Origin of the sequence: Peptoniphilus senegalensis JC140, from assembly GCF_000321025.1 — a bacterium.
Lineage (GTDB): Bacteria > Bacillota > Clostridia > Tissierellales > Peptoniphilaceae > Peptoniphilus_A > Peptoniphilus_A senegalensis.
In genome coordinates this window covers 355,817-376,846 of sequence record NZ_HE610717.1, presented here as the reverse complement: position 1 = coordinate 376,846, position 21,030 = coordinate 355,817, and the positions used below count along the sequence as shown (strand labels likewise).

Annotated in this window: 18 protein-coding genes and 3 pseudogenes; 19 read left to right on the top strand and 2 right to left on the bottom strand. The window is 30.1% G+C overall.

What is annotated here, in order from left to right; translation table 11 throughout:
- Positions 1-66, bottom strand: a pseudogene (locus tag PTSHG_RS09930) (plasmid mobilization protein); the annotation flags it as partial.
- Between the two features lie 325 nt (positions 67-391).
- Here PTSHG_RS09930 and PTSHG_RS01890 point away from each other — a divergent pair.
- The 18 genes and pseudogenes from PTSHG_RS01890 (at position 392) to PTSHG_RS01800 (ending at position 19,119) form a co-directional block, all read left to right on the top strand.
- A complete protein-coding gene (locus PTSHG_RS01890) occupies positions 392-1,363 on the top strand; it encodes a helix-turn-helix domain-containing protein (RefSeq protein ID WP_019107239.1) in 972 nt (323 codons plus the stop codon).
- A gap of 140 nt (positions 1,364-1,503) precedes the next feature.
- Positions 1,504-2,106, top strand: coding sequence for an MptD family putative ECF transporter S component (locus tag PTSHG_RS01885; protein ID WP_019107238.1), 603 nt, complete (start codon positions 1,504-1,506; stop codon positions 2,104-2,106).
- 17 nt (positions 2,107-2,123) lie between these two features.
- Positions 2,124-2,798, top strand: a complete 675-nt coding sequence (locus PTSHG_RS01880; RefSeq protein ID WP_019107237.1) for an energy-coupling factor transporter transmembrane component T family protein — start codon at positions 2,124-2,126, stop codon at positions 2,796-2,798.
- Positions 2,786-4,294, top strand: a complete 1,509-nt coding sequence (locus tag PTSHG_RS01875) for an ABC transporter ATP-binding protein (protein ID WP_042230817.1) — start codon at positions 2,786-2,788, stop codon at positions 4,292-4,294. Before PTSHG_RS01880 ends, PTSHG_RS01875 begins: the two co-directional genes overlap by 13 nt.
- Positions 4,295-4,310: 16 nt before the next feature.
- Positions 4,311-6,023, top strand: a complete 1,713-nt coding sequence (locus tag PTSHG_RS01870; protein WP_026088815.1) for an ABC transporter ATP-binding protein — start codon at positions 4,311-4,313, stop codon at positions 6,021-6,023.
- Positions 6,024-7,769, top strand: coding sequence for an ABC transporter ATP-binding protein (locus PTSHG_RS01865; protein WP_006701969.1), 1,746 nt, complete (start codon positions 6,024-6,026; stop codon positions 7,767-7,769).
- 21 nt (positions 7,770-7,790) lie between these two features.
- The gene (locus PTSHG_RS01860; protein ID WP_019107234.1) at positions 7,791-9,143 is read left to right on the top strand and encodes an MATE family efflux transporter; all 1,353 of its coding nucleotides are present in this window, start codon (positions 7,791-7,793) and stop codon (positions 9,141-9,143) included.
- A gap of 297 nt (positions 9,144-9,440) precedes the next feature.
- Entirely contained in the window at positions 9,441-9,578 is a 138-nt protein-coding gene (locus tag PTSHG_RS09925; RefSeq protein WP_019107233.1) for a hypothetical protein, read from the top strand.
- A gap of 55 nt (positions 9,579-9,633) precedes the next feature.
- Positions 9,634-11,388: pseudogene (locus tag PTSHG_RS09075) on the top strand (recombinase family protein).
- An 85-nt stretch (positions 11,389-11,473) separates the two neighbouring features.
- Entirely contained in the window at positions 11,474-11,812 is a 339-nt protein-coding gene (locus tag PTSHG_RS01845; protein WP_019107230.1) for an SdpI family protein, read from the top strand.
- A gap of 636 nt (positions 11,813-12,448) precedes the next feature.
- Positions 12,449-13,747 (top strand): ATP-binding protein, encoded by a 1,299-nt coding sequence (locus PTSHG_RS01840; protein ID WP_019107229.1) that lies wholly within the window; start codon positions 12,449-12,451, stop codon positions 13,745-13,747.
- A 294-nt stretch (positions 13,748-14,041) separates the two neighbouring features.
- Positions 14,042-14,716 (top strand): DNA alkylation repair protein, encoded by a 675-nt coding sequence (locus PTSHG_RS01835; RefSeq protein WP_019107228.1) that lies wholly within the window; start codon positions 14,042-14,044, stop codon positions 14,714-14,716.
- 132 nt (positions 14,717-14,848) lie between these two features.
- Entirely contained in the window at positions 14,849-15,271 is a 423-nt protein-coding gene (locus PTSHG_RS09070) for a hypothetical protein (RefSeq protein ID WP_019107227.1), read from the top strand.
- A gap of 158 nt (positions 15,272-15,429) precedes the next feature.
- On the top strand, positions 15,430-15,651 hold the full coding sequence (locus tag PTSHG_RS01825) for a DUF3784 domain-containing protein (protein WP_019107226.1): 222 nt from the start codon (positions 15,430-15,432) through the stop codon (positions 15,649-15,651).
- Between the two features lie 336 nt (positions 15,652-15,987).
- Positions 15,988-16,595, top strand: a pseudogene (locus tag PTSHG_RS09065) (class I SAM-dependent methyltransferase).
- 340 nt (positions 16,596-16,935) lie between these two features.
- A complete protein-coding gene (locus PTSHG_RS01810; protein ID WP_019107225.1) occupies positions 16,936-17,763 on the top strand; it encodes a class I SAM-dependent methyltransferase in 828 nt (275 codons plus the stop codon).
- 56 nt (positions 17,764-17,819) lie between these two features.
- Positions 17,820-18,446: an L-2-amino-thiazoline-4-carboxylic acid hydrolase gene (locus PTSHG_RS01805; protein WP_019107224.1), complete on the top strand. Its 627-nt coding sequence runs from the start codon at positions 17,820-17,822 to the stop codon at positions 18,444-18,446.
- Between the two features lie 175 nt (positions 18,447-18,621).
- Complete coding sequence (locus PTSHG_RS01800) at positions 18,622-19,119, top strand: methyltransferase family protein (protein ID WP_019107223.1); 498 nt, start codon at positions 18,622-18,624, stop codon at positions 19,117-19,119.
- A gap of 142 nt (positions 19,120-19,261) precedes the next feature.
- Here PTSHG_RS01800 and PTSHG_RS01795 read toward each other — a convergent pair whose 3' ends face one another.
- Positions 19,262-19,732 carry a hypothetical protein gene (locus PTSHG_RS01795; protein ID WP_019107222.1) on the bottom strand — a complete coding sequence of 157 codons (471 nt, stop codon included), beginning with the start codon at positions 19,730-19,732 and terminating at the stop codon, positions 19,262-19,264.
- 440 nt (positions 19,733-20,172) lie between these two features.
- On the opposite strand from PTSHG_RS01795, the gene PTSHG_RS01790 reads away from it, so the two are divergent.
- A complete protein-coding gene (locus tag PTSHG_RS01790; RefSeq protein WP_019107221.1) occupies positions 20,173-20,910 on the top strand; it encodes an S-layer homology domain-containing protein in 738 nt (245 codons plus the stop codon).
- The last annotated feature ends 120 nt before the right edge of the window (positions 20,911-21,030 follow it).

Here is a 21,030-nt window from a genome sequence, read left to right as displayed (position 1 = left end):
GAAAATTTCTTTTTCTTCTTTAGTAAGTTTTATTTCTATTCTTTCATTTCTAAATCTATTTGCCATTTTATTCTCCTTTATAAAATATATTTCGGGGTCTTAGGGTTCTCCCTAACAAGGTAAAAATAAAAAAAATAGAGCATTTCGTAAAGGTCTGCTCCATTAATTTTTTCGTAAGTATCCGTACACTTACTGTGCTTGCTATATAAAGTTATAAGCGTTAAGCTTGTTATTTAATTAATTTCATTATACCATAAAATTGAAATGTCTGTATCTAATAGGAAAGCTTTAAATATAGCTGTACGATTAAAGTGTTATAGTGCAATTTTTTTAAAACTAATTTTTAGGGTATAAATTAATTAATTATTATGATGAATTAGGAGGTGGAGTTTTGAAATTAAATGAGGCAGATATTATAGAAGATGTCCTTGAAGGATATATATTTTCTGAAAAAAAGGTTACTGATGAATGTAAAATTTATACGATTAAAAATTCTACTGGATGTGGCGAAATGCGTTGCTATAATTTATTTGAAGGCGTTCAGTTATCTTATAATAATCTAAATATGGAGACAGCATATCAAAAAATAAATCCTAAAAGCGGGGTTTTAGAAATAGATCATTGTTTAGAGGGATGTTATGAGTTTAAACTTGAAAATAATGAACGCGCTCTGATAGGTAAAGGCGATCTAAGTGTAATCGAAATAGGCAAAGTTCCTTTTGAAGATTCGTGCATACCAACAAAAAAATATGTGGGACTTTCAATATTTATTGATATTGAAAAGGCACAAAATTCTATTGATAAATACTTTCCGTATGCAAAAATTGATTTGTTAGAAATAAAAGATCGTTTGTGTAAAAATGGTGCAGCTTTAATTATTCATTCACGTCATGAGATAGACCATGTTATTAGTGAACTCTATAGAGTAGATTCTAGGATAAGACTTTCATATTCAATTATAAAAACAATAGAGTTATTATTATTTTTAAATTTAGTTGAAAGTACAGATACTTTTAAGTTAACGTCTTTTTCAGAACCAGTATATCAAGCAACTGTAGAAGCCTATAAGACGATTCTAAATAATCCTTTTGAAAGATATTCTATTTCTGATTTATCAAAAAAATATGCTATTTCAGAATCAAGCTTGAAGAGGTGTTTCATATATATAACTGGAAGCTCAATAGGAAATTTTATTAGGGAAAATTGTTTGGAAGCTGCTGCTAAATTATTAATTCATAAACCATTAATGTCAATAGGAGAGATTTCTGATTTGTCAGGATATTTGAATCCTAGTAAATTTTCTGAGTCATTCAAAAAACATTTTGGGCAAACTCCTCAAGAATATAGAAAAAAATCCATCTGACCTTTTTAGAGCAAATAAAGAGCTGTCAGGTTATAAAGAAAATATCCATCTTACTTTATAATGAAGTTGAGATGGATATTTTTTGTAAATATTTTCTATACACATTCTATGTACATTTTATTAATTAACGGAGGTGTTTTATGAACAATAAAAAAATGACTACAAAAGATGTAGTAACAGTAGCTATTATGATTGCCTTGTTTTATGCAATTTCTATTGTTATTGGAATGAGTATGGTTGCTGTTCCAGTTGTATATATTTATGGTACTGCTGGAATTGAAATGTTTATAGGAGCTATTTTCTACATGGTAGCAGCTAACAGACTTAATAAACATGGGCTATTATTTATATGGATATTAATTTATGGTCTTATTACAGCAGCTATGGGTTATGTGTTTATGCTTCCATATTTTATTGGACTTGCTATTTTGTGTGAAATAGTAATGATAGGCAAAGACACTTATATAAATCCAATAAGAAACATGATTGGCTGGAGTGTTTATGGTGCTGGTATGTTCATGGGAATAGGAGTTCCATGTTGGATAGCTTGGGAATCTTATCAAAAGCAAGCTTTAGAGAGTGGATTTGCAGATAAGACATTAACATTGCAATATAATTTGGTATCCTCACCAAAATTACTATTATTAGGTGTAACAATAACCGTTATATTATCCGCTTTAGGTGTTTTGTTTGCACAAAAAATTCTTAAAAAGCATTTTAAAAAGGCGGGTATTTTAGAGTAAATGGAGATATATGGGAAATGAAAATAGAAAAAATAAGTGGAATAACTTGTCTTTTTTTAACTATTATTTCCTGTATGGTGTCAATATTTACAAAAAGTTACTATATGCATGCTCTGTTTGTAGGATGGCTTTGTATGCTTTTAGCATATTTTGGTTTTATCAAACAGAGCATAATTTATTTTATGATATATAGTTTTACTACATTTTGGTTATTAAAAATGATACCTAGTGGTGTAGTTATAATTTCACCAATGCTTTTGGGAATGTTGTATAAATTCATAGTTCCAATCATGGCAGGATTTTTAACTTTTAAGATACCATCAGGAAAATTAATTTCAATATTTCACAAATTAATGTTGCCACGAAATTTTGTACTTATATTAACTGTAATTATTCGATTTGTACCAACAATTGCTGGAGAATTCAGAACAATAAAAGAAGCTATGAAAGTAAGGGGATTTACAGGTAACTTCTTTCATATTTTATCAAATCCTTTGAGGACTCTTGAATATGCGATAGTTCCTTTAATTTTTCGTTCTATAAAAGTCGGGGATGAATTATCAGCAGCAGCGATTATTAGAGGAATTGAAAACCCATTAAAAAGGGATTCATATTATAGTAACAAGTTGTGTAAATTAGACATAATTATAATAACTACAAGCTTTATTTTATTTATATTATGTCTTATATGAGAGGTGCATCATTGAATAATAAAGTTGAAATTAGGAAATTATCTTTTTCGTATAATAGCAATAAAGATGAACAGTTGAAAGATATAAATTTAGACATTAAAGATGGTGAATGTTGTGTAATTATAGGGGAGTCTGGATGTGGCAAGTCTACTTTGACAAGAGCTATAAATGGCTTAATTCCAAATTTTTACGAAGGGAATTTAGATGGAGAAGTATTTATTGATAGCAAATCTATCAGAAATTTAAAATCATGGGAGATAGCAAAGTTAGTCGGTAATGTATTTCAAGATCCTAGAAGCCAATTTTTTGCCAATGAAGTTAATGGAGAAATTGCATTTGGACCGGAAAATTTGGGATATAAGCGTAATGAAATAATAAGAAGAGTAAATGAATCAAGCAAGAAAATGAATATTGATAAATTGTTAAATAACAGGATATATAATTTATCATATGGAATTAGGCAAAAAGTAGCAATATGTTCAGCGAGAGCCATTGAACCATCAATTTATGTATTTGATGAACCATCTGCAAATCTTGATTTACAATCAATATATAAATTTTCAAAACTTGTAATGGACTTAAAAAACGAAGGGAAAACTATAGTAATTGTCGAACATAGGTTATTTTATTTAAAAGGAATAGCAGATAGGTATTTATTAATACAAAATGGATCTTTAATAAATAGTTATAAAGCAGAAGAATTTGAAAAAATTAGTTCAAAAGATTTAAATGCATTGGGATTACGCTCAATAAATCTTGATGATATTGCTGTGGATGACCATAAAGTTAAAGAAAAAGTAATTAGTAGTGACAATTGTTTTGATATTGAGTTGAAAAATATTTGTAAAAAATATAAAAATAATTTCGTTCTAAAAGATGTGTCACTTAAATTTAATAGCAATGAAACTATTGCTTTAGTAGGAATAAATGGCATAGGGAAAAGTACACTCGGTAAAATTTTCTCTGGGATTCAAAATCAGACTGATGGGGAAATAAAGATAAATGGACACAAAGCTAATAAAAAGATGAGGTTAAGTAAAGTGTGGTATATCCCTCAAGATTTAGACTCTCAATTATTTGGGGAAGATTTGATGGATGAATTATTAACTGGGTTAAAAAATAGAGAAGATTATATTACGAAAGCAGAAGAACTTTTAAAAAAAGTTGGATTATTTGATATAAGAGATAAGCATCCAGCAACTTTATCAGGTGGTCAAAAACAGAGGTTGGTTCTATGTGTAGCTATGTTGAGAGAAATTCCTTTTATTATATTGGATGAGCCGACATCAGGGCTTGATTTCAGGAGTATGGATAAGGTGGGGAGATTAATCAAAGAGGAACAAAAAAAAGGAACAAAATTTTTGATAATTTCTCATGATATTGAATTTATAGCAAAGACGTGTGATAGACTTGTAAAACTAGAGAATGGGATAATAACAGAAGATTTTTATATTGATAATATAGGACAGCTGTTAAGAGCTATGGAGGCTAAATAATTTGGGAGGTGCTGTAATGGAAGTTTTAAAAAAGCATATAGGACAAATTTTATCATCAGTTATTATAGCAATAATTGGTGTTTTTTGTAGTGTTGTACCATATTTTGCTTTAGCTAAGATTACTCAAAATATAGCAATTAATAATACAGAATTAGAATTCTATATAAGACCAATTTTGCTTATTTTAGTTGGGTTAATAGGAAGTGTTATTTTTCATGAGATTTCAACGCTAATTTCTCATAATTTAGCATTTCGCATAATAGAGGATGAGAGAAAGAAACTTGTAAGAAAAATTAATAGATTATCAATGGGAGAGATTGAAAAACGATCCAGTGGAGAATGGACTCAGTTTATGGTAGAAACTTTAAATAAAATTGAGCAACCGATAGCTCATGTTATTCCTGAAGTAATAGCTAATCTGATCATTCCAATCGCTTTAGTAGTTATTATTTTTATTATAGATTGGAGAATTGGAATTGCGAATCTTATCACCTTACCACTAGGGGTATTATTTTCAATTCTAATGATGGGTGGATATGAAGAAAAATCACGAAATTATCAAGAAGCCGCAAAAAACATGAATACAACAGCTGTTGAATATATTAGAGGCATTCAAGTTATAAAGGCATTCAATAAGTCTGCATCATCATATGGAAAATTTGTAGATGCTGTAAATAGGAATAGAGACAGTATGCTAAATTGGTATTTAAGTGTTTGTTTCTATATGACAGCAGCAATGGAGGTTTTACCATCAACTTTATTATTTGTTTTACCAACTTCTTTATACTTGTATATGAATGGAAGTATTGAAGTAGGCAATCTAATAATGTGTGTTTTATTATCCTATGCCTGCTACAAACCTTTGATTAAAGCTATGAGTCATATGGATACTATGGCGAATGTGAGAGTTGTAATTGATGAAATAAAGAATGTTATGGAGTTACCAGAGTTAGAACGAGGTAATGGAGAGGAAAAAATAAGATCATACGATATTAATTTTGAAAATGTATGTTTTGCCTATAATGATAAGAAAAAAGTTTTTGATAACTTATCCTTTAGTGCAAAAGAAAATAAACTTACAGCTATTGTTGGTTATTCTGGCGGTGGAAAATCCACTATTGCTAAGCTAATTGCGGGATATTGGAACATTAATAAAGGGAAAATATCCGTAGGAAATGTAAATCTTAAAGATGTTTCTCTTGAAAAGAACATGGAACTTGTAACCTATGTATCACAAGAAAATTATCTATTTAGAAAAAGTATTATAGATAATATGAGAATGGCAAATCAAAATGCTAGTATTGAAGAGATAAAAGACGCTTGTAAAAAAGCTTCTTGTCATGACTTTATTATGAGTCTTCCTAATGGATATGAAACCATAATTGGAGAATCTGGGAGCAACTTGTCTGGAGGAGAGAGACAAAGACTTACAATAGCAAGAGCTTTGCTTAAAGATAGCTCAATAGTTTTATTAGACGAAGCTACAGCATATTCTGATCCAGATAATGAAGCTGAAATTCAAAAATCTATAGATGCATTAGTTGAAAATAAAACGGTTATTATGATTGCTCATAGGATTTCTACAATAATAGGAGCCGATAAGATCATCGTATTAAACAATGGGGAAATTGAAGCAGAAGGAACTCATAAAGAACTTCTTGGAAAAAGTGAAACATATGCAAAAATGTGGAAATCACACATAAGTTTATCAAACGATAGGGGTGAGTAAATGAAAGAATTAATTCACAAGTTATATTGGGTCGCTGGAAAAGAATCTTCCAAAATTAGCAAGATGTTTTTCTTTGAAGTATTAAAAAGTATATTTGAAGGAATATCCCTTGGAGCTACAATGTTGCTTTTACTTAAAATATTTCAAAATATATTTGAAGGAAGAAATATTACACAAGAAGACATCTATGTAGTATTTGCAATAGCTCTACTAAGTGTAGTAGGGAAAATATTATCTAGTTATATGGCTGATAGAAATAAATACATCGCAACTTACAATATGGGAGCAGAAAATAGGCTATATATAGGTGATCAGCTAAAAAAAGTGAATATGGGATATTTTAGCAGTAATCGCCTTGGAAACATTTCAGGCGGATTAACCACAGTTATAGGTGAACTTGAAACCGTAGGAGTTAATATAATAGAAACTTTATTTGTGGGAGTAATTCAAACTATAATAATGGCGATATTTATGATTCCGTTTGATATAGTTACAGGTTCTATAATTTTAGGAACTTTATTCTTAGGAATGTTATGCAATGTTATCTTTCAAAAGAAATCAGATGAGTTGACTAAAAAATTACAAGCGTTAAAAATAAATCTAAACGCATCTACTTTAGAGTATGTTAAAGGTATTAGCGTCATTAAGTCGTTTGGAAAAAGTGGTGAAATGACTAAAGAATTGGACAGAGAGATTTATAAAAATAGAAGAGGTTTTATAAATGTTGAAAAAACTGTAGCACCTGCTGCTTTGATATTTCTAATTATATTTAAATTAGGGATTTGTCTTATTATATTTTCAGCTATTTATAGATTTTGTATAGGAGAAATTGATCACTATAAAGCTGTAATGCTTGTAGTGTCTAGTTTTATTGTTTTTTCTGGTTTTGAAATGGCTGGAAGTATGCAAAACGTTAGAGGAATAGCTATACAAAACTTGGATTCAATTGCTAAACTTAGGAATTTACCAACAATTTCAGAAGGCACAAGAACAAGCTTTGAAAAAGGAGATATAAATCTAAAGGACGTTGACTTCTCATATGACGAACAGAACTTATTTAACCGTTTAAATTTAGATATTCCAAAAGGTAAGACTACAGCAATTGTAGGTGGTTCTGGAAGTGGAAAAACAACACTTTGTAATTTGATAGCTAGATTTTGGGATGTAGATTCTGGAGAAATATTGATTGATGATAATAACATAAAAGATTTTAGGTATGACAATCTGTTATCTAATTTCACTTTTGTTTTTCAAGACGTCTATTTATTTGATGACACTATAAAAAACAACATTAAGTTCGGAAATCCAGAAGCTAGTGATGAGGAAGTTATTAATGTTGCTAAGCAAGCACAGTGTCATGAATTTATTATGAAGTTGTCAGATGGTTATGACACAGTTTTACAAGAGGGTGGTTCAAATTTATCTGGAGGAGAGCGTCAGAGAATATCTATAGCAAGAGCTATGCTAAAACCAAGCAGAATTGTTATTCTTGACGAAGCTACTTCAAGTGTAGATCCAGAAAATGAACAACAACTTATAACTGCTTTAAACAATTTGTTAAAGGATAAAACTGTAATTGTGATTGCACATAAACTTGAAACTATTAAAAATGCTGATCAAATTGTTGTTATGGATAAAGGAAATATTGAAAGTATTGGTAAACATAAAGAGCTTATGGAAAAATCACACATATACAAGAGTTTTATCGAGAAAAGAGAAAAAGCTACTGGTTGGAAAATTGAATAAAATTTAATAGAGGATGATTTTATGAAACAAGATATGAAAGAACAATTATTAACAAAAAGACCCATAGATTTACTTTTTCAATTATCTATTCCTGCTGTAATAGGAATGATAGTAATAGGTCTTTATCCACTAATGGATGGAATTTTTGCAGGAAATATTATAGGACAAACAGCAATGACAGCTTGTGGTGTAGCTATGCCACTTACCTTTTTCAATAGTGGAGTATCTACACTCATAGGTGTAGGTTCAGCATCAGTTTTATCAAGAGCTATAGGAAAGGGTGACCAAAAAACAGTTGATAAAATTATGGGGAATTTAATCTTTTGGGTTATTCTATTCTCATCAATTATTACAATAGGCGGAATTTTACTTGCACCACATTTTTTAGATATGGTTGGAGCAAGTGGAGAAATTAAAGAATATGGTATCAGATATTTACGAGTAATTTTCATTGGTTCTTTATTTGTAAACTTTACTCAATCAGCAAACATGGTTATGCGTGGAGAAGGATTAATGAAAAAAGCAATGCTCATTATGGGGCTAGGGGCTTTTTTAAACATAATTCTTGATCCAATTCTAATGAAATTAATGGGAAAATACGCAATAGAAGGGGCTGCACTTGCAACTATTACAGCACAATTTGTTCAAGCGATAATAACACTCCATTACTTCAAATATAAAAGTAAAGCAGTAAAAATAAATAAAATCAAACCTGATCAGGAAATAAAAAAAGAAATGTTTGGCGTAGGGTCATCTGCTATGATGATGCAAATTTTATTTATGATTCAACAAACAATGCTATATAAAATGTCATTTAAATATGGCGGAGATACAAATGCTATCTTGATGGCAGCAACACTTAGAATATATGCCTTTTCATTCATTCCACTTTGGGGAATGAGTCAAGGTTTACAACCTGTAGTTGGTACAAATTTTGGAGCGAAAAAATACGATAGAGTAAAAGAGGCTATGAAAGTATTTTCTATCGGAGGGTTAGTTCTTGCATCAATATTTTGGGTGCCAGCATTAGCATTTTCAAAGAATATTCTTTCTTTGTTTGGAGTAGAAGAAAGTATTATAACTCAAGGAATAGGAAACTTTAGACTATTTTATTCTATCTTTATCCTATATGGAGTAATGGTAATGACTATAACATTCTTTCAATCAATAGGAAATGCTAAAAAAGCTGGCATAATAGTAATGCTAAGACAGTTATTTTTATTCGTACCTGCTATGATTATTTTACCAATGATATTTGGAGTAAAAGCAGTATGGTTTGCTGAACCCCTTGTAGATTTAATTATGATAATAGTCGGTGTAGTAATGATGTTTGGTGAACTAAATAGGATGGATAAAATTGGTTTGAAAAATTAAATATAATTAACAATAGAAAAGCTTCTTTCATTTTAGAGGATTTATGCCTTAGAGCATAAGTCCTTTTTTTATGTTCAAATTAATCATTAAAACTCAAAAATACTATAAAAATAAAAACTTTGGTTACCAAAGAGGGCAAATTTCACTATATAAAGTGAGGGGTATTTTGTCATCTTTCTATAAAAATCAAAATACTTTGAAGTGCGGATATTAATTAAGTTGCTTAGCTGAGATTAGTATATTTCAAATTTAATCCACTTATCAAGGTAAAAAAATTAACTTACATAGGAGATTAAAATGCAAGCAATAAAGATTTATAGTATGAGACTTGCAATGTTATGTAGACTTTATGATCTTAAATTAATTAATGATAAGGAATATACAAAAATAAAAAATAGAATAGAAAATGATTACAAGAAGAAGGATAGAAAGTAATTAATCATGTGATATAACAACACTGTAGAAAGATACAAAATGGGAAGGAGGTAAAATGAATACTAAAGTAAAATTAATAAAAGCTTCAAATACAGGAGCAAGAAATAGAAATTCACTACATTTAGATTTAAAACGTGTTGCAGCATATTGTAGAGTAAGTACAGATAGTAAAGACCAACTTGAATCATATAAATCGCAAGTTGATTATTACACAAATCTTATAAAAAATAATAAGAACTGGACTTTGGCTAGTATATATGCAGATGAAGCAACAACAGGAACAACTGCTACTAAAAGAGCAGATTTTATGAGACTAATAAGTGATTGTCAAAATGGAGATATAGACATGATAATTACTAAATCTATATAAAGATTTGCAAGAAACACCTTAGATACTTTGAAATATGTAAGATTACTCAAAGAAAATAATGTTGGTGTAGTATTTGAAGAAGAAAACATAGATACTTTGACTATGGATGGAGAGCTATTACTAACAATATTAAGTTCAGTAGCTCAAAAAGAAGTAGAAAATACCTCAGACCATGTGAAAAAAGGACTGAAAATGAAAATGGGAAAAGGGGAGCTTATTGGTTTTCAAGGTTGCCTTGGCTACGACTATGACCCTGTAACAAAAAGTATCTCTATAAATGAAGAAGAAGCTAAAATTGTCAGATATATCTTTAAAAGATATTTAGAAGGCAATGGTGGTTCAGTCATTGGCAGGGAATTAGAAGAGCAAGGATATCTTACACCTAGAGGTAAAACAAAATGGTCTGATACTACAGTGTTGGGAATAATTAAGAATGAAAAGTATATTGGAGATATATTAATGGGAAAGAACTTTACAGTTGATCCCATAACAAAAAGAAGACTAGCAAATTTTGGAGAATTTGATAAATATCACATTGAAAATCATCACGAACCAATAATATCAAAAGAAGATTTTGAGAAGGCACAGGAGATTAGACTCAGGAGAGCACAAAATAGAAACACCATTGCTAATAAGGATAGGAATAGAGAAAAACTATCAAGACAATACGCTTTTTCAAGTATGCTGGAATGTGGATTTTGTGGTGAAATACTCTCAAGAAGAACTTGGCACACCAGTTCCATTTACAAAAAAATTAACTGGCATTGTGTAAGATCAACAAAAAAAGGCAAAAAATATTGCCCTCATTCAAAAGGAATACAAGAAGCAGCAATAGAAAAAGCTTTTGTTGAAAGCTATAGGCAATTATGCCATGCGGATTCAACAGTAATAAATGACTTTTTAAAAGTTGTAGAAGAAGAAATAAATGATAATACTTTAGTCAAAGATTTGAAAAAGATAGAAAACCAGTTAAACAGAATCATTAGTCAAGAAAGAAAGTTAGTTGATCTTCATTTAGAAGATAGTATAGACGAAGAAGTGTATGCTAAAAAGTATAAAAAACTTACAAAACAAAAAGAAGAATTACTTGATGAAAAGAAAATACTAGAGCTAACAATAAAAGATGAAAATTCTATTAAAGAAAGACTAAAGCAATTTAAAAAGGTCTTAGAAAATAAAGAAATTATAGAGGAATTTAACAGAACAGTATTTGAAAGCATAGTTGATAAAGTCGTGGTGGGCAGAATTGATAAAGACGGAACAGTTCATCCATATGACCTGACATTCTATTTCAAAACAGGAGTTAAAGATAGTCAAAATTCTAATAACTTTAAAGATAAAAGGAAAAATGCAAAAGACAATGATAGTGATAAATTGTGCTCTTACAAGAATGACGAGGATAAAAAATTATTTTTCCAAGCAGAAGACAATGCATGTTGAGAGCGTGGTATTGATGTCAAAAATAAGATTATAGGTTATAATATTGTTGAAAGTAGTAGCTTTTAGGATTTTTAGAGGGTTTTGTATGAATTTTGAAAAAATTGTAATTAGTTTATTACCTATAGCAGGATTGTTTTTGTCTTTCTTTTATAAGTATAAAGCAAATGGAAATATAAGTAAGTATAGTGGATTTAGAACAGCATTAAGTATGAAATCAAAAGAAAACTGGAATTATGCCCATAAGTATGCAGCTAAACTTTTGCGCATATATACTATATTTTTTATATTACTAAATATTATAATAATATTTAGTAATAGTCTAACTAATACAACTATGATAATCATAGTTGTATTGCAAATGCTATTCTACTTCATCATTGGATATAAAGTTAATAATGCTTTGGCGAAAAAAGAAAATAGTTAGAATCTATTAAGAATTAAAAAAAGATAAAGTTGTGTATATTGAAAATGAAAAAATAAACTGGTAATACAAGGTGACGACATTGAGTCTAGGGTTGTAGTATTAATTCTTATAATTTTAGCTGCTAATGCAAATGTTGTATGAACGCAAATGTAAATACAATTATTAATGCTAATGTAATAGCGAAGGTAAGCGGTGGCTTCAATTACAAATTAATAAATATAAAAGATTATAGTTTATGATGAAAATCTTAAAGTAATATTTAAATCTTCAGTTGAAGTTGAAATAGAAAATTGACAAGAATAAAAACTAAATATCCAATCAAACCAACAGAACCCGACATACCTCTTAAAGCGGTGTAGATCGGGCCTTTTAATTGTAAAAATAGACTCACCACGTATGCTCAGTTCTTGTTCATTAGGAATTACACCATAAAAATCTAAATATAGAATAGTGACCAAATGCTTGAATAAAAACTGGACAAATACGTGAATGGAAAGTTTAAACACTAATTTAAAAATATGTCCGATGTGGAAATATTTCTAAATAGATTTGAATTATATGATTTTACACCTTATAATATACTTAGATTAAGTTCCGAAACGGAAATAATTTTAAATAGAAAAAGGTGTAGGTTTTATGGAAATAAAACGTGATTATTATTTAGATAAATTAATACGAAAAAAAGACAATGGGTTCATTAAGGTTATTACAGGAATAAGAAGAAGTGGTAAATCTTATTTACTTAATAATCTATTTTATAATTATTTGACTCAAAGTGGGGTTGATGAAAACCATATTATAAAATTTGCCTTTGATTCGGCTAGGGATTTATTAAAAATTGGCGAAGATTTAATGGATTTAGATCTACTAAGTGGGGAAAGATTAGTAGATCCTAAAAAATTTTTAGACTATATTATGAGCCAAACGAATGACAAGGAAAAATTTTATATCCTCTTAGATGAAGTTCAATTGCTTAAATCTTTTGAGCAAGTCTTAAATGGATTTTTGCGTCAAGATAATTTTGATGTTTATGTTACTGGGAGTAATTCTAAATTCTTATCTAAAGATGTCATTACTGAATTTGCAGGTAGGGGTGATGAGCTCCATATTATGCCCCTTGTATTTTCTGAATTTCTTCAAACTTATGATGGCGACAAAGAAGATGCTTTTGCTGAATATCAAGTTTACGGCGGTTTACCAGCTGGAGCTTTAATAAAAACAGATGAAGATAAGATGAATTATCTAAAGGGACAACTCGAAAATGTATATTTGCGCGATATTGTTCATAGGTATGACATACGCTTAACTTCTGAACTAGAAGACCTACTCAATATTTTGGCATCAGGCATTTCAAGTCTTACGAATCCAAGTAAAATAGCTTCAACTTTTCAATCCATAAAAAAATCTAAAATTTCTGCAAATACAATTGATAAGTTTATAGGCTATTTTGAAGATTCTTTTATTTTAAAAAGAGTCTATCGATATGATGTTAAAGGGAGAAAATATATAGGCACGCCTTATAAAATATACTTTGAAGATGTAGGGTTGAGAAATGCAAGATTAAACTTTAGACAGATAGAACCAACCCACCTAATGGAAAATATCATTTATAACGAATTAAGATATCGTGGCTATATGGTTGATGTAGGAATGGTCATGAAAAGGGAAAATGTTAATAATAAAGATATAAAGAAACAACTGGAAGTTGATTTCATAGCCAACCTTGGAAATAAAAGATATTATATTCAATCTGCATATAGTCTCCCTTCCATAGAAAAAATAAATCAAGAAAAAGCCTCCTTGCTAAATATTGATGACTCATTTAAGAAAATTATTATCGTGAAAGATCGAATAAAACCATTTTTAGATGAAAATGGAATACTCACTATTAATTTATTTGACTTTTTGTTAAACAAGGAAAGCTTGGACTTATAATGAAGAATTTAACTGATTTGTTATGGATATATTTCCACATACGAGGCTTTTTAGAAATATGAAATTTTATTCATACTGAACACTTAAGCCATGTTGAAGTGATTACTCTTCTTGTGAGGTCATTCGAAGAATAATTTCATAAGAAGATGTAGGTATCATGCAAAGAATCTCAAATAGAAGTGTCCGTTGGGGCGTTCGATTGGAAAGATTCGACGGCGGAGGCTGTGGTATTAATGTATAAGAACGATAGTAGAGTGGCAAATTAGAAATGTAAATCTAGGGGGAGTGAAAGAATTGAATATTAAAGAAGAATTATTGGCATTGCAGGATATTTCATACGCTGATTTTCAAGCGAAATTGACACCAAATATACCGAGAGACCTGTTTATAGGAGTCAGAGTTCCTGAGCTGAGAAAGCTTGCTAAAAGAATTGCAGAGGAGCCAGAAACATCTAAATTTCTGGGAGATCTACCACATAAATATTATGATGAAAATATGCTTCACGGACTTCTAATTTCTGAGATTAAAGACTATGATGCCTGCATTGTGGCAGTTGATGAATTTCTGCCTTATGTAGATAATTGGGCTGTCTGTGATATTATGTCTCCCAAGATTTTCAAAAAGAAGAAAGCAGCACTTTTGGAAAAGATTAAAGAATGGTCCCTATCGGAAAAGACCTATACTTGTCGCTTTGGAATTGAGATATTGATGTCTCACTTTCTTGATGATGATTTTAAGCCTGAATATTTGGATATACCAGTCTCTGTTAATAGTGAAGAGTATTATATTAAGATGATGATTGCATGGTTCTTTGCAACCGCCTTGGCGAAGCAATGGGATACGACCATAAAATACATGGAAGATCAGCGCCTAGATACATGGACTCACAACAAGGCAATACAAAAAGCACGCGAAAGTAGGCGCATTGCACCGAAAGAAAAAGAATATTTAAAGTCACTTAAAGGATGAAAAATTTCAATAGATAGTGGACTTTAAATTGCACATCGTATGGTTCTTATGATTACAAAAATTTGGAGTTAGATTGAGAATAATTTTAATTAACTTAGCAGTAGAAATAAGAATGTGAGGCCTTATGTTAAAGTGAAAAAAACAATAAAATTACTAATTACATTCATTTCATTAGTTGTCATGTATTTTGCATTTGATTACTTATATGCCACAAGTCCAAAACCTGTAAAGTTTTATAAACTAGATGAATTTAGACGAGGAGTATTAGAGAACTATAATGTTTCTGAGATAGATATTTATTTTTCTAGACCAAGTCTTTTTATAGAAATCAACTCAGAAGGGAAACTAACTAAAGAAATTAGAAATGAGATTATTGAAAAATTAAGACCAATAATTAACAAAACAAATATGGATATAATTTCAGAGAAATATTGGGGCAAAGATACATCACTTTTTTACGTATATATTTACTTTAATGAAATAAAAGAGAATACAAAAATAAAATATTTAGAAATAGAACTTTCTCAAAGAAAAGATTATAAAGATTGGAAATAGTGAAATATTAATACTTGGTATAGATTTTTTATATTTAGTCGAAATTTTAAATAGGTAGATATAAAAAGGGAATTCAAAGAGGCTAGTAATCTACAATTTGATCTTGGGGAAATGATAAAAAGGCTTGTTAAAACAAGAAATTTTGATAGAGGTGTTTTATGAATTTACTAAATACAATACTTATTGTAGTGGGAGGCGCTTTTATTACATTTGGTTATTTAATATATTTTAAAGAAAAATATAATTTGATTAATGGTTTTGAATTGGATTATAAATCTGGAAGAAAAACAGAATCCTATGCTAAAAAGGTTGGTTTAGTAGAGCTTATAATTGGTATCATCCTTGTTGTAATTGGGTTTTGCATGTTCATAATTAAATAATAACTACTAGTTTTGTTTATCTGTTATTTTTAAGGATGCCTCTCCTTATTCCAATGAAAGCAAGGAACAGGCAAACAGAATTAGTTTTTACATACTTAGTGAGCAGTCTATTAATTTAGAGACTATTGAATTGACGTCAAAGAAATAGCATAAAGGCTAATGGCTTTTAGGATTTTAAAATAAATCTTAGAAGCCATTATTTTTTTGTAAACTAAATTGGGAAGGTATTTAAACATTATATTTTTTAAAAATATTCCTCTCTAGTAAAAATTTTAAATCCGAAAGAAGAAAAGATGATACAATATAGATGATAATTAGTATCAATGGGAGGAGTAAATGTTTAAGAGTTTGTTTGAAAATTTTAGAAAACCAAAAGACAATTTTGCTGGCAGATTTATGTTAAAGAGCATGAATAAAGGTCATGAAAAATTAGCAAGGTGGGGAAAGTCTTACTAAATATTGATAAAGATTGTACTGTCTTAGATTTGGGCTGCGGCGGTAGAAGGAACATAGAATATTTTTTAATTAAAGCCGATAAAGTTTATGACCTTGATCACTCTGAGACAAGTGTAAAAATGGCAAGTGAGATAAACAATAAAGAAATAGAGTCTGGAAGGTGTCAAATATTAGTTGGGGACGTGAAGAGTCTTCCTTTTAAAGATGAATCCATAGATATTGTTACAGCTTTTGAAACTATTTACTTTTGGGATGGCATAGAAAAGTGCTTTAAAGAAATTTATCGTGTCTTAAAAAAAGGTGGACAGTTTTTAATGTGCAACGAAGCCTCATCTAAGGAAAGAAGAGATGTAAAAAAACTGTCGAATATTATAAATTTTGAAGTGTACACACCCGATGAATTGACAAAAATGCTTACTGAATTAGGTTTTTGCTGCCAATACCATTTAGACAGAAAAAAACAAATGGTAGTTATTGCTAAAAAATAGATAGGATAAAAAAGGCGAGGGATAAAAATGAAATTTCACAATTTTTATTTCAATTTATTTAAGCAACCTATGGAAAAATTTTGCTGGAAAAATATGGAGTTGACTATGCCAGAGAAATTATGAAAAAAAATTTATCGAAAGCTAGTTTTACGATTAAACTGATATTCTCTAAGAGAAAGAAGGTGTTTAAATGTGACTTTATACAAGAGTATATTGATATGTCTTTTAGGTTCATTTTTGATGTTTTTGGGAGATATGAATTGATAAGCTTATAAAGTCAGAGATTAAAATTATTATGAAGGGAAATTTATAATATTAATTATTTACAGGAGAAAATTTTATGAAACAATTACATTTTTCTGATGACAAGAAAATAAAAGCCGACTACAAAAACTGGGTTCCTAAAAGCTTGGTAAAGAGTTTAATATTTACAAGCCTTGTAGCTTTTATCCTATTTATAGCCTTGGGTGTCAGTGATCTTGTCTTTAGTGGGAGAACTCGCCTTATCTGTGCCCTTATTTTTGGGCTTGCAACTCTGATACTTATTTTCTTTGCAAGCTGGATTGGATTATTACATAGGACTTTTGATTACAATGGAAAAAGAAAGCTTGCAAAAATAATTATAGAAAAGACTGCAGCTTATATAAAAATACCAGATGGCGGTGTAGGACTTGACATTGGCTGTGGTAGTGGGGCACTTACCATAGCTTGTGGAAAAAGAAATCCAAAGGCGACCATGGTGGGTTGTGACATATGGAGAGGTTCATATAAAACTGAATTTTCTAAAGAACTCTGTGAGAACAATGCAAAATTAGAGGGAATAGAAAATGTGAGATTTGAAGAAGGGAATGCAGTGAATCTTCCTTTTGAAGATGAAAGTTTTGATGCGGTAACAAGCAACTATGTTTATCACAATATAACGGGGAAAAATAAACAAAAACTTTTACTGGAAACATTTCGTGTACTTAAAAAAGGCGGAGTTTTTGTTATCCATGATTTGATGAGTAAGTCAAGATATGGAGATATGAATAAATTTATGGAAAAGCTGAAAAAAGATGGATACGAAGATGTGCAATTAATTGATACAACAAAGGGTCTTTTTATGAGTCACAAAGAATCTTTATTCCTTGGACTTTCTGGCTCAACTCTTCTAATTGGGAGAAAATAATAAAATTATATAAAAATTAGTATAAAAAATTTTAGAAAATTGATGGGGTATGTAAGATGAAATATAATAGCTTTTATTTCTTATTATTTAAAGGGCAAATGAAAAAAGTTCTTATAGAAAAGTATGATAAAGCATACGCTTCAGAAATTATTAAAAAGAGCAAAAAAATTTATCGAAAACTAATAGAAGAGGCAGATGATATCGGCAATGATAATCCCATGGCATACAATGAGATGTTCGCCCTTGTCTTTGTTGCTCCATATATAGCAAGTGAGAAAAAAATTCCACCGGAGACCATTCAGGAAATGATGCGTCGCTCTCTTTATTCTGTAAAATGGTATTTTTCCTTGGTTAATCTCAATACTAAGAGAGGAAAAGAGGCCAATAAGAAAAATATTCTTAAGTATTACAAGTGGTATACAGAGGAAAAAGAAAAGCTCTATCCAACGTCCTTTAAGGTTGATTTTGTGGGACAACCTTATGAGGGCGCATGTTATTATAGAATTACTCGTTGTCCTATTTGTGCTTATACAAAGAAGCTTGGGGTAGATGAATTAATGCCTCTATTCTGTGAGCTTGATGAGCTTATGATAAGTCTTCAACATGGTCTACTTTACAGAAAAGATACCATAGCAAATGGAGCAGATTGTTGCGATTATTTTATCAAAGGCGATAGAGAATGAAACTAATTTATAAGGATAATCTTGATGAGTTAATTCAGGGAATCGTGACTGATTGATTACATAAGCTAGTAAAGGAAAGGTGCAACTGTTATTCCATGGCGAGATTTTTTAAAGAGAGAAGAAAAAGTGCAAGATGAAATTATTGAATTGTTAAAAGAATGGTTGAGGACATGCAATGAAATCAAAAGAATTTAAAATGCCGGTTTTTGGAGTTGGACCGATATATGTAATTACTTGTTTAATACTTACAATAGGAGGGATATGTCTTCATCTCAAAGGATACTTATATCTAGGAGAATTAAGAGAAGGGAAAATAATTTTTATTATAATAGGGATACTCTTAATATTGTTTGGCATATATTTATGGATACAAGCAGTTATAGTTGAGAAAATAGATAAGAAAATTAAAGAAAAAAAGTTGATTACAAGTGGGGTTTACAGCCTTGCAAGAAATCCTATTTATTCAGCATTTATATTTATTTTCACAGGTATACTGTTGTTTACAGCAAACTATTTTTTATTAATACTGCCCTTTATTTTCTGGGCTTTCTTGACAATATTAATGAAAAATACGGAAGAAAAATGGTTAAAAAAAGAATTTGGAAAAGAATATGAAATATATTTAGGGGAAGTAAATAGAGTAATACCTTGGTTTAGAAGAAAAAGTAAGTAATTTCAAATAACGGCCACATTTGTAGCTGTTATTTTTACGCTATTTTTAGAAGATGTTAGTAAATATTTTAAACTTAATACTAAATTAAAATTAAACAACAAGTTTTATCTTATGCTTAATAGCTAGTTTTTTGCCGAAAAGATTAATCGTAAGGAATGATATAGGATGGATCGCTTAGGATTTTTTTAAGTTCTTCTAAAAGAAGAGGCAAAAATTCTGTGTAAGCTTTTCCTCCTGCTGGATAAAAAAGATTTCCTATTTTAGGTAGGGAATGGAAAGCAGATTGGCTGAATTCCAAAATTAGACTTATCAAAATAGGGATAAGGGGTAATAAGGCTAATACCAAAAAGTAGACCAAGTGGGCTCTTGCGTTTTCTCTATCTTTTTTCAAAAAGAAAAACAAAGTTGAGAAAAGTAAGTACCAAAAGAGAATAAATCCTACTATTAAGCCTATAATTGAAAGCAGAATGAAGAAAATTCGAAATGGCCATTGATATGTAGGACCCTGAAAAAACATAGCCAAAGCCGAGTTTAGAGGACTGATTAAAAATAGAAAAATTCCTATTTTAATAAGCCTATAATAGTTTATATGAGGAAATTTGATTTTATTCATAGATAGCTCCTTAGATTATCCTAAATTAGGATCAGTTATAAAAATTTAGATCCTTCTAGCTTACATGCTACTCTTTTGTTCTGGAAATAGCAATTGAATAGATAATAACACTTCAGTTAAACGAAATAAACTGAATAACAAACTTTAAAAGAGATGGTGTATATCTCATAGTAAAACAAAAAATATTAATTTGGAGTATTACTAAAGAAAAAAAGCAGACAGATACTTGAATTGATTATATTACCTAAATTCTAGGTGCTTTTTTTATTCTAAAATTACCTAAAAATTTAAAAATTTTATAAAATATTACCCTTTTGGGTGATGTTCTAAAGGGCTACTTTATATAAAAATATTGTACAAGAATAAATTTTGACATAAAATTAATTTTAAGGAGGTTGTAAAATGAAATTTATTAGAAAAACTATTGCGGGACTTTGACTATGCTAATGATGGTTTTTATTCTGTCATCAGGAGTCTTTGCCACAGAACTTGTGGGCAACGTCCAGTATCCTGAGTTTAACGACACTTACGATAATCCAGGCGACTTTATCTTTGGCGATGTCACTGACCAGGAGCTTATTGATGATCTTGGCTTCAAGGACCTAAAAGCTCAGTCTTGGTACCTAAGGTATGTCTACATAGCAAACTTTGACAATATAATGAAGGGAAAGTCTGTGGGCGTCTTTGATCCCCTTGGAAAGGTGACTATGGCAGAGCTTGCTTGCATTTCTGCCAAGGTCCACTCCAAGTTAATGGTGTCAAGTTCTGATATCAAGCAAAAGAAGGGCGAGGCTTGGTATATGCCTTATGTGCGCTACTGCTACGAAAATGGAATCTACTCTAATGACAGAGTTGACTCTGGTAAAATAAGTCTTGAAAAAGCTGAGGACTGGAATAGGGCAGCCAAGAGGTGCGAGGTTGCGGGGATGCTCGGTCGCTGCGACAACTTTTACAAGAAGGGCTTTATAAACCCCGATGTGCCTCTTACAGACATTTCTGATGTTAAGGAGAGCACACCATTTGCAGAAGAAATTTTGCTTTTATACAGGTCTGGAGTTGCAGTTGGAGATGTCAATATGAACTTTAGTCCAATGCAAAAAGTATCCAGAGCCGAAATGGCTGCCATGATTACAAGACTTTTGCACGACGAATTTAAGATTGAACTTCTAAAGGGTTAAGATGGTCAAAAAAAGCATTATAAATAATTTATGTATGAGGGAGAAAAGTTAAAAAAATTCTACATTTAGCATAAAAAATAAAAGTAAAGAGGGTAAAGATAATCTAGATCCTTTTTACTT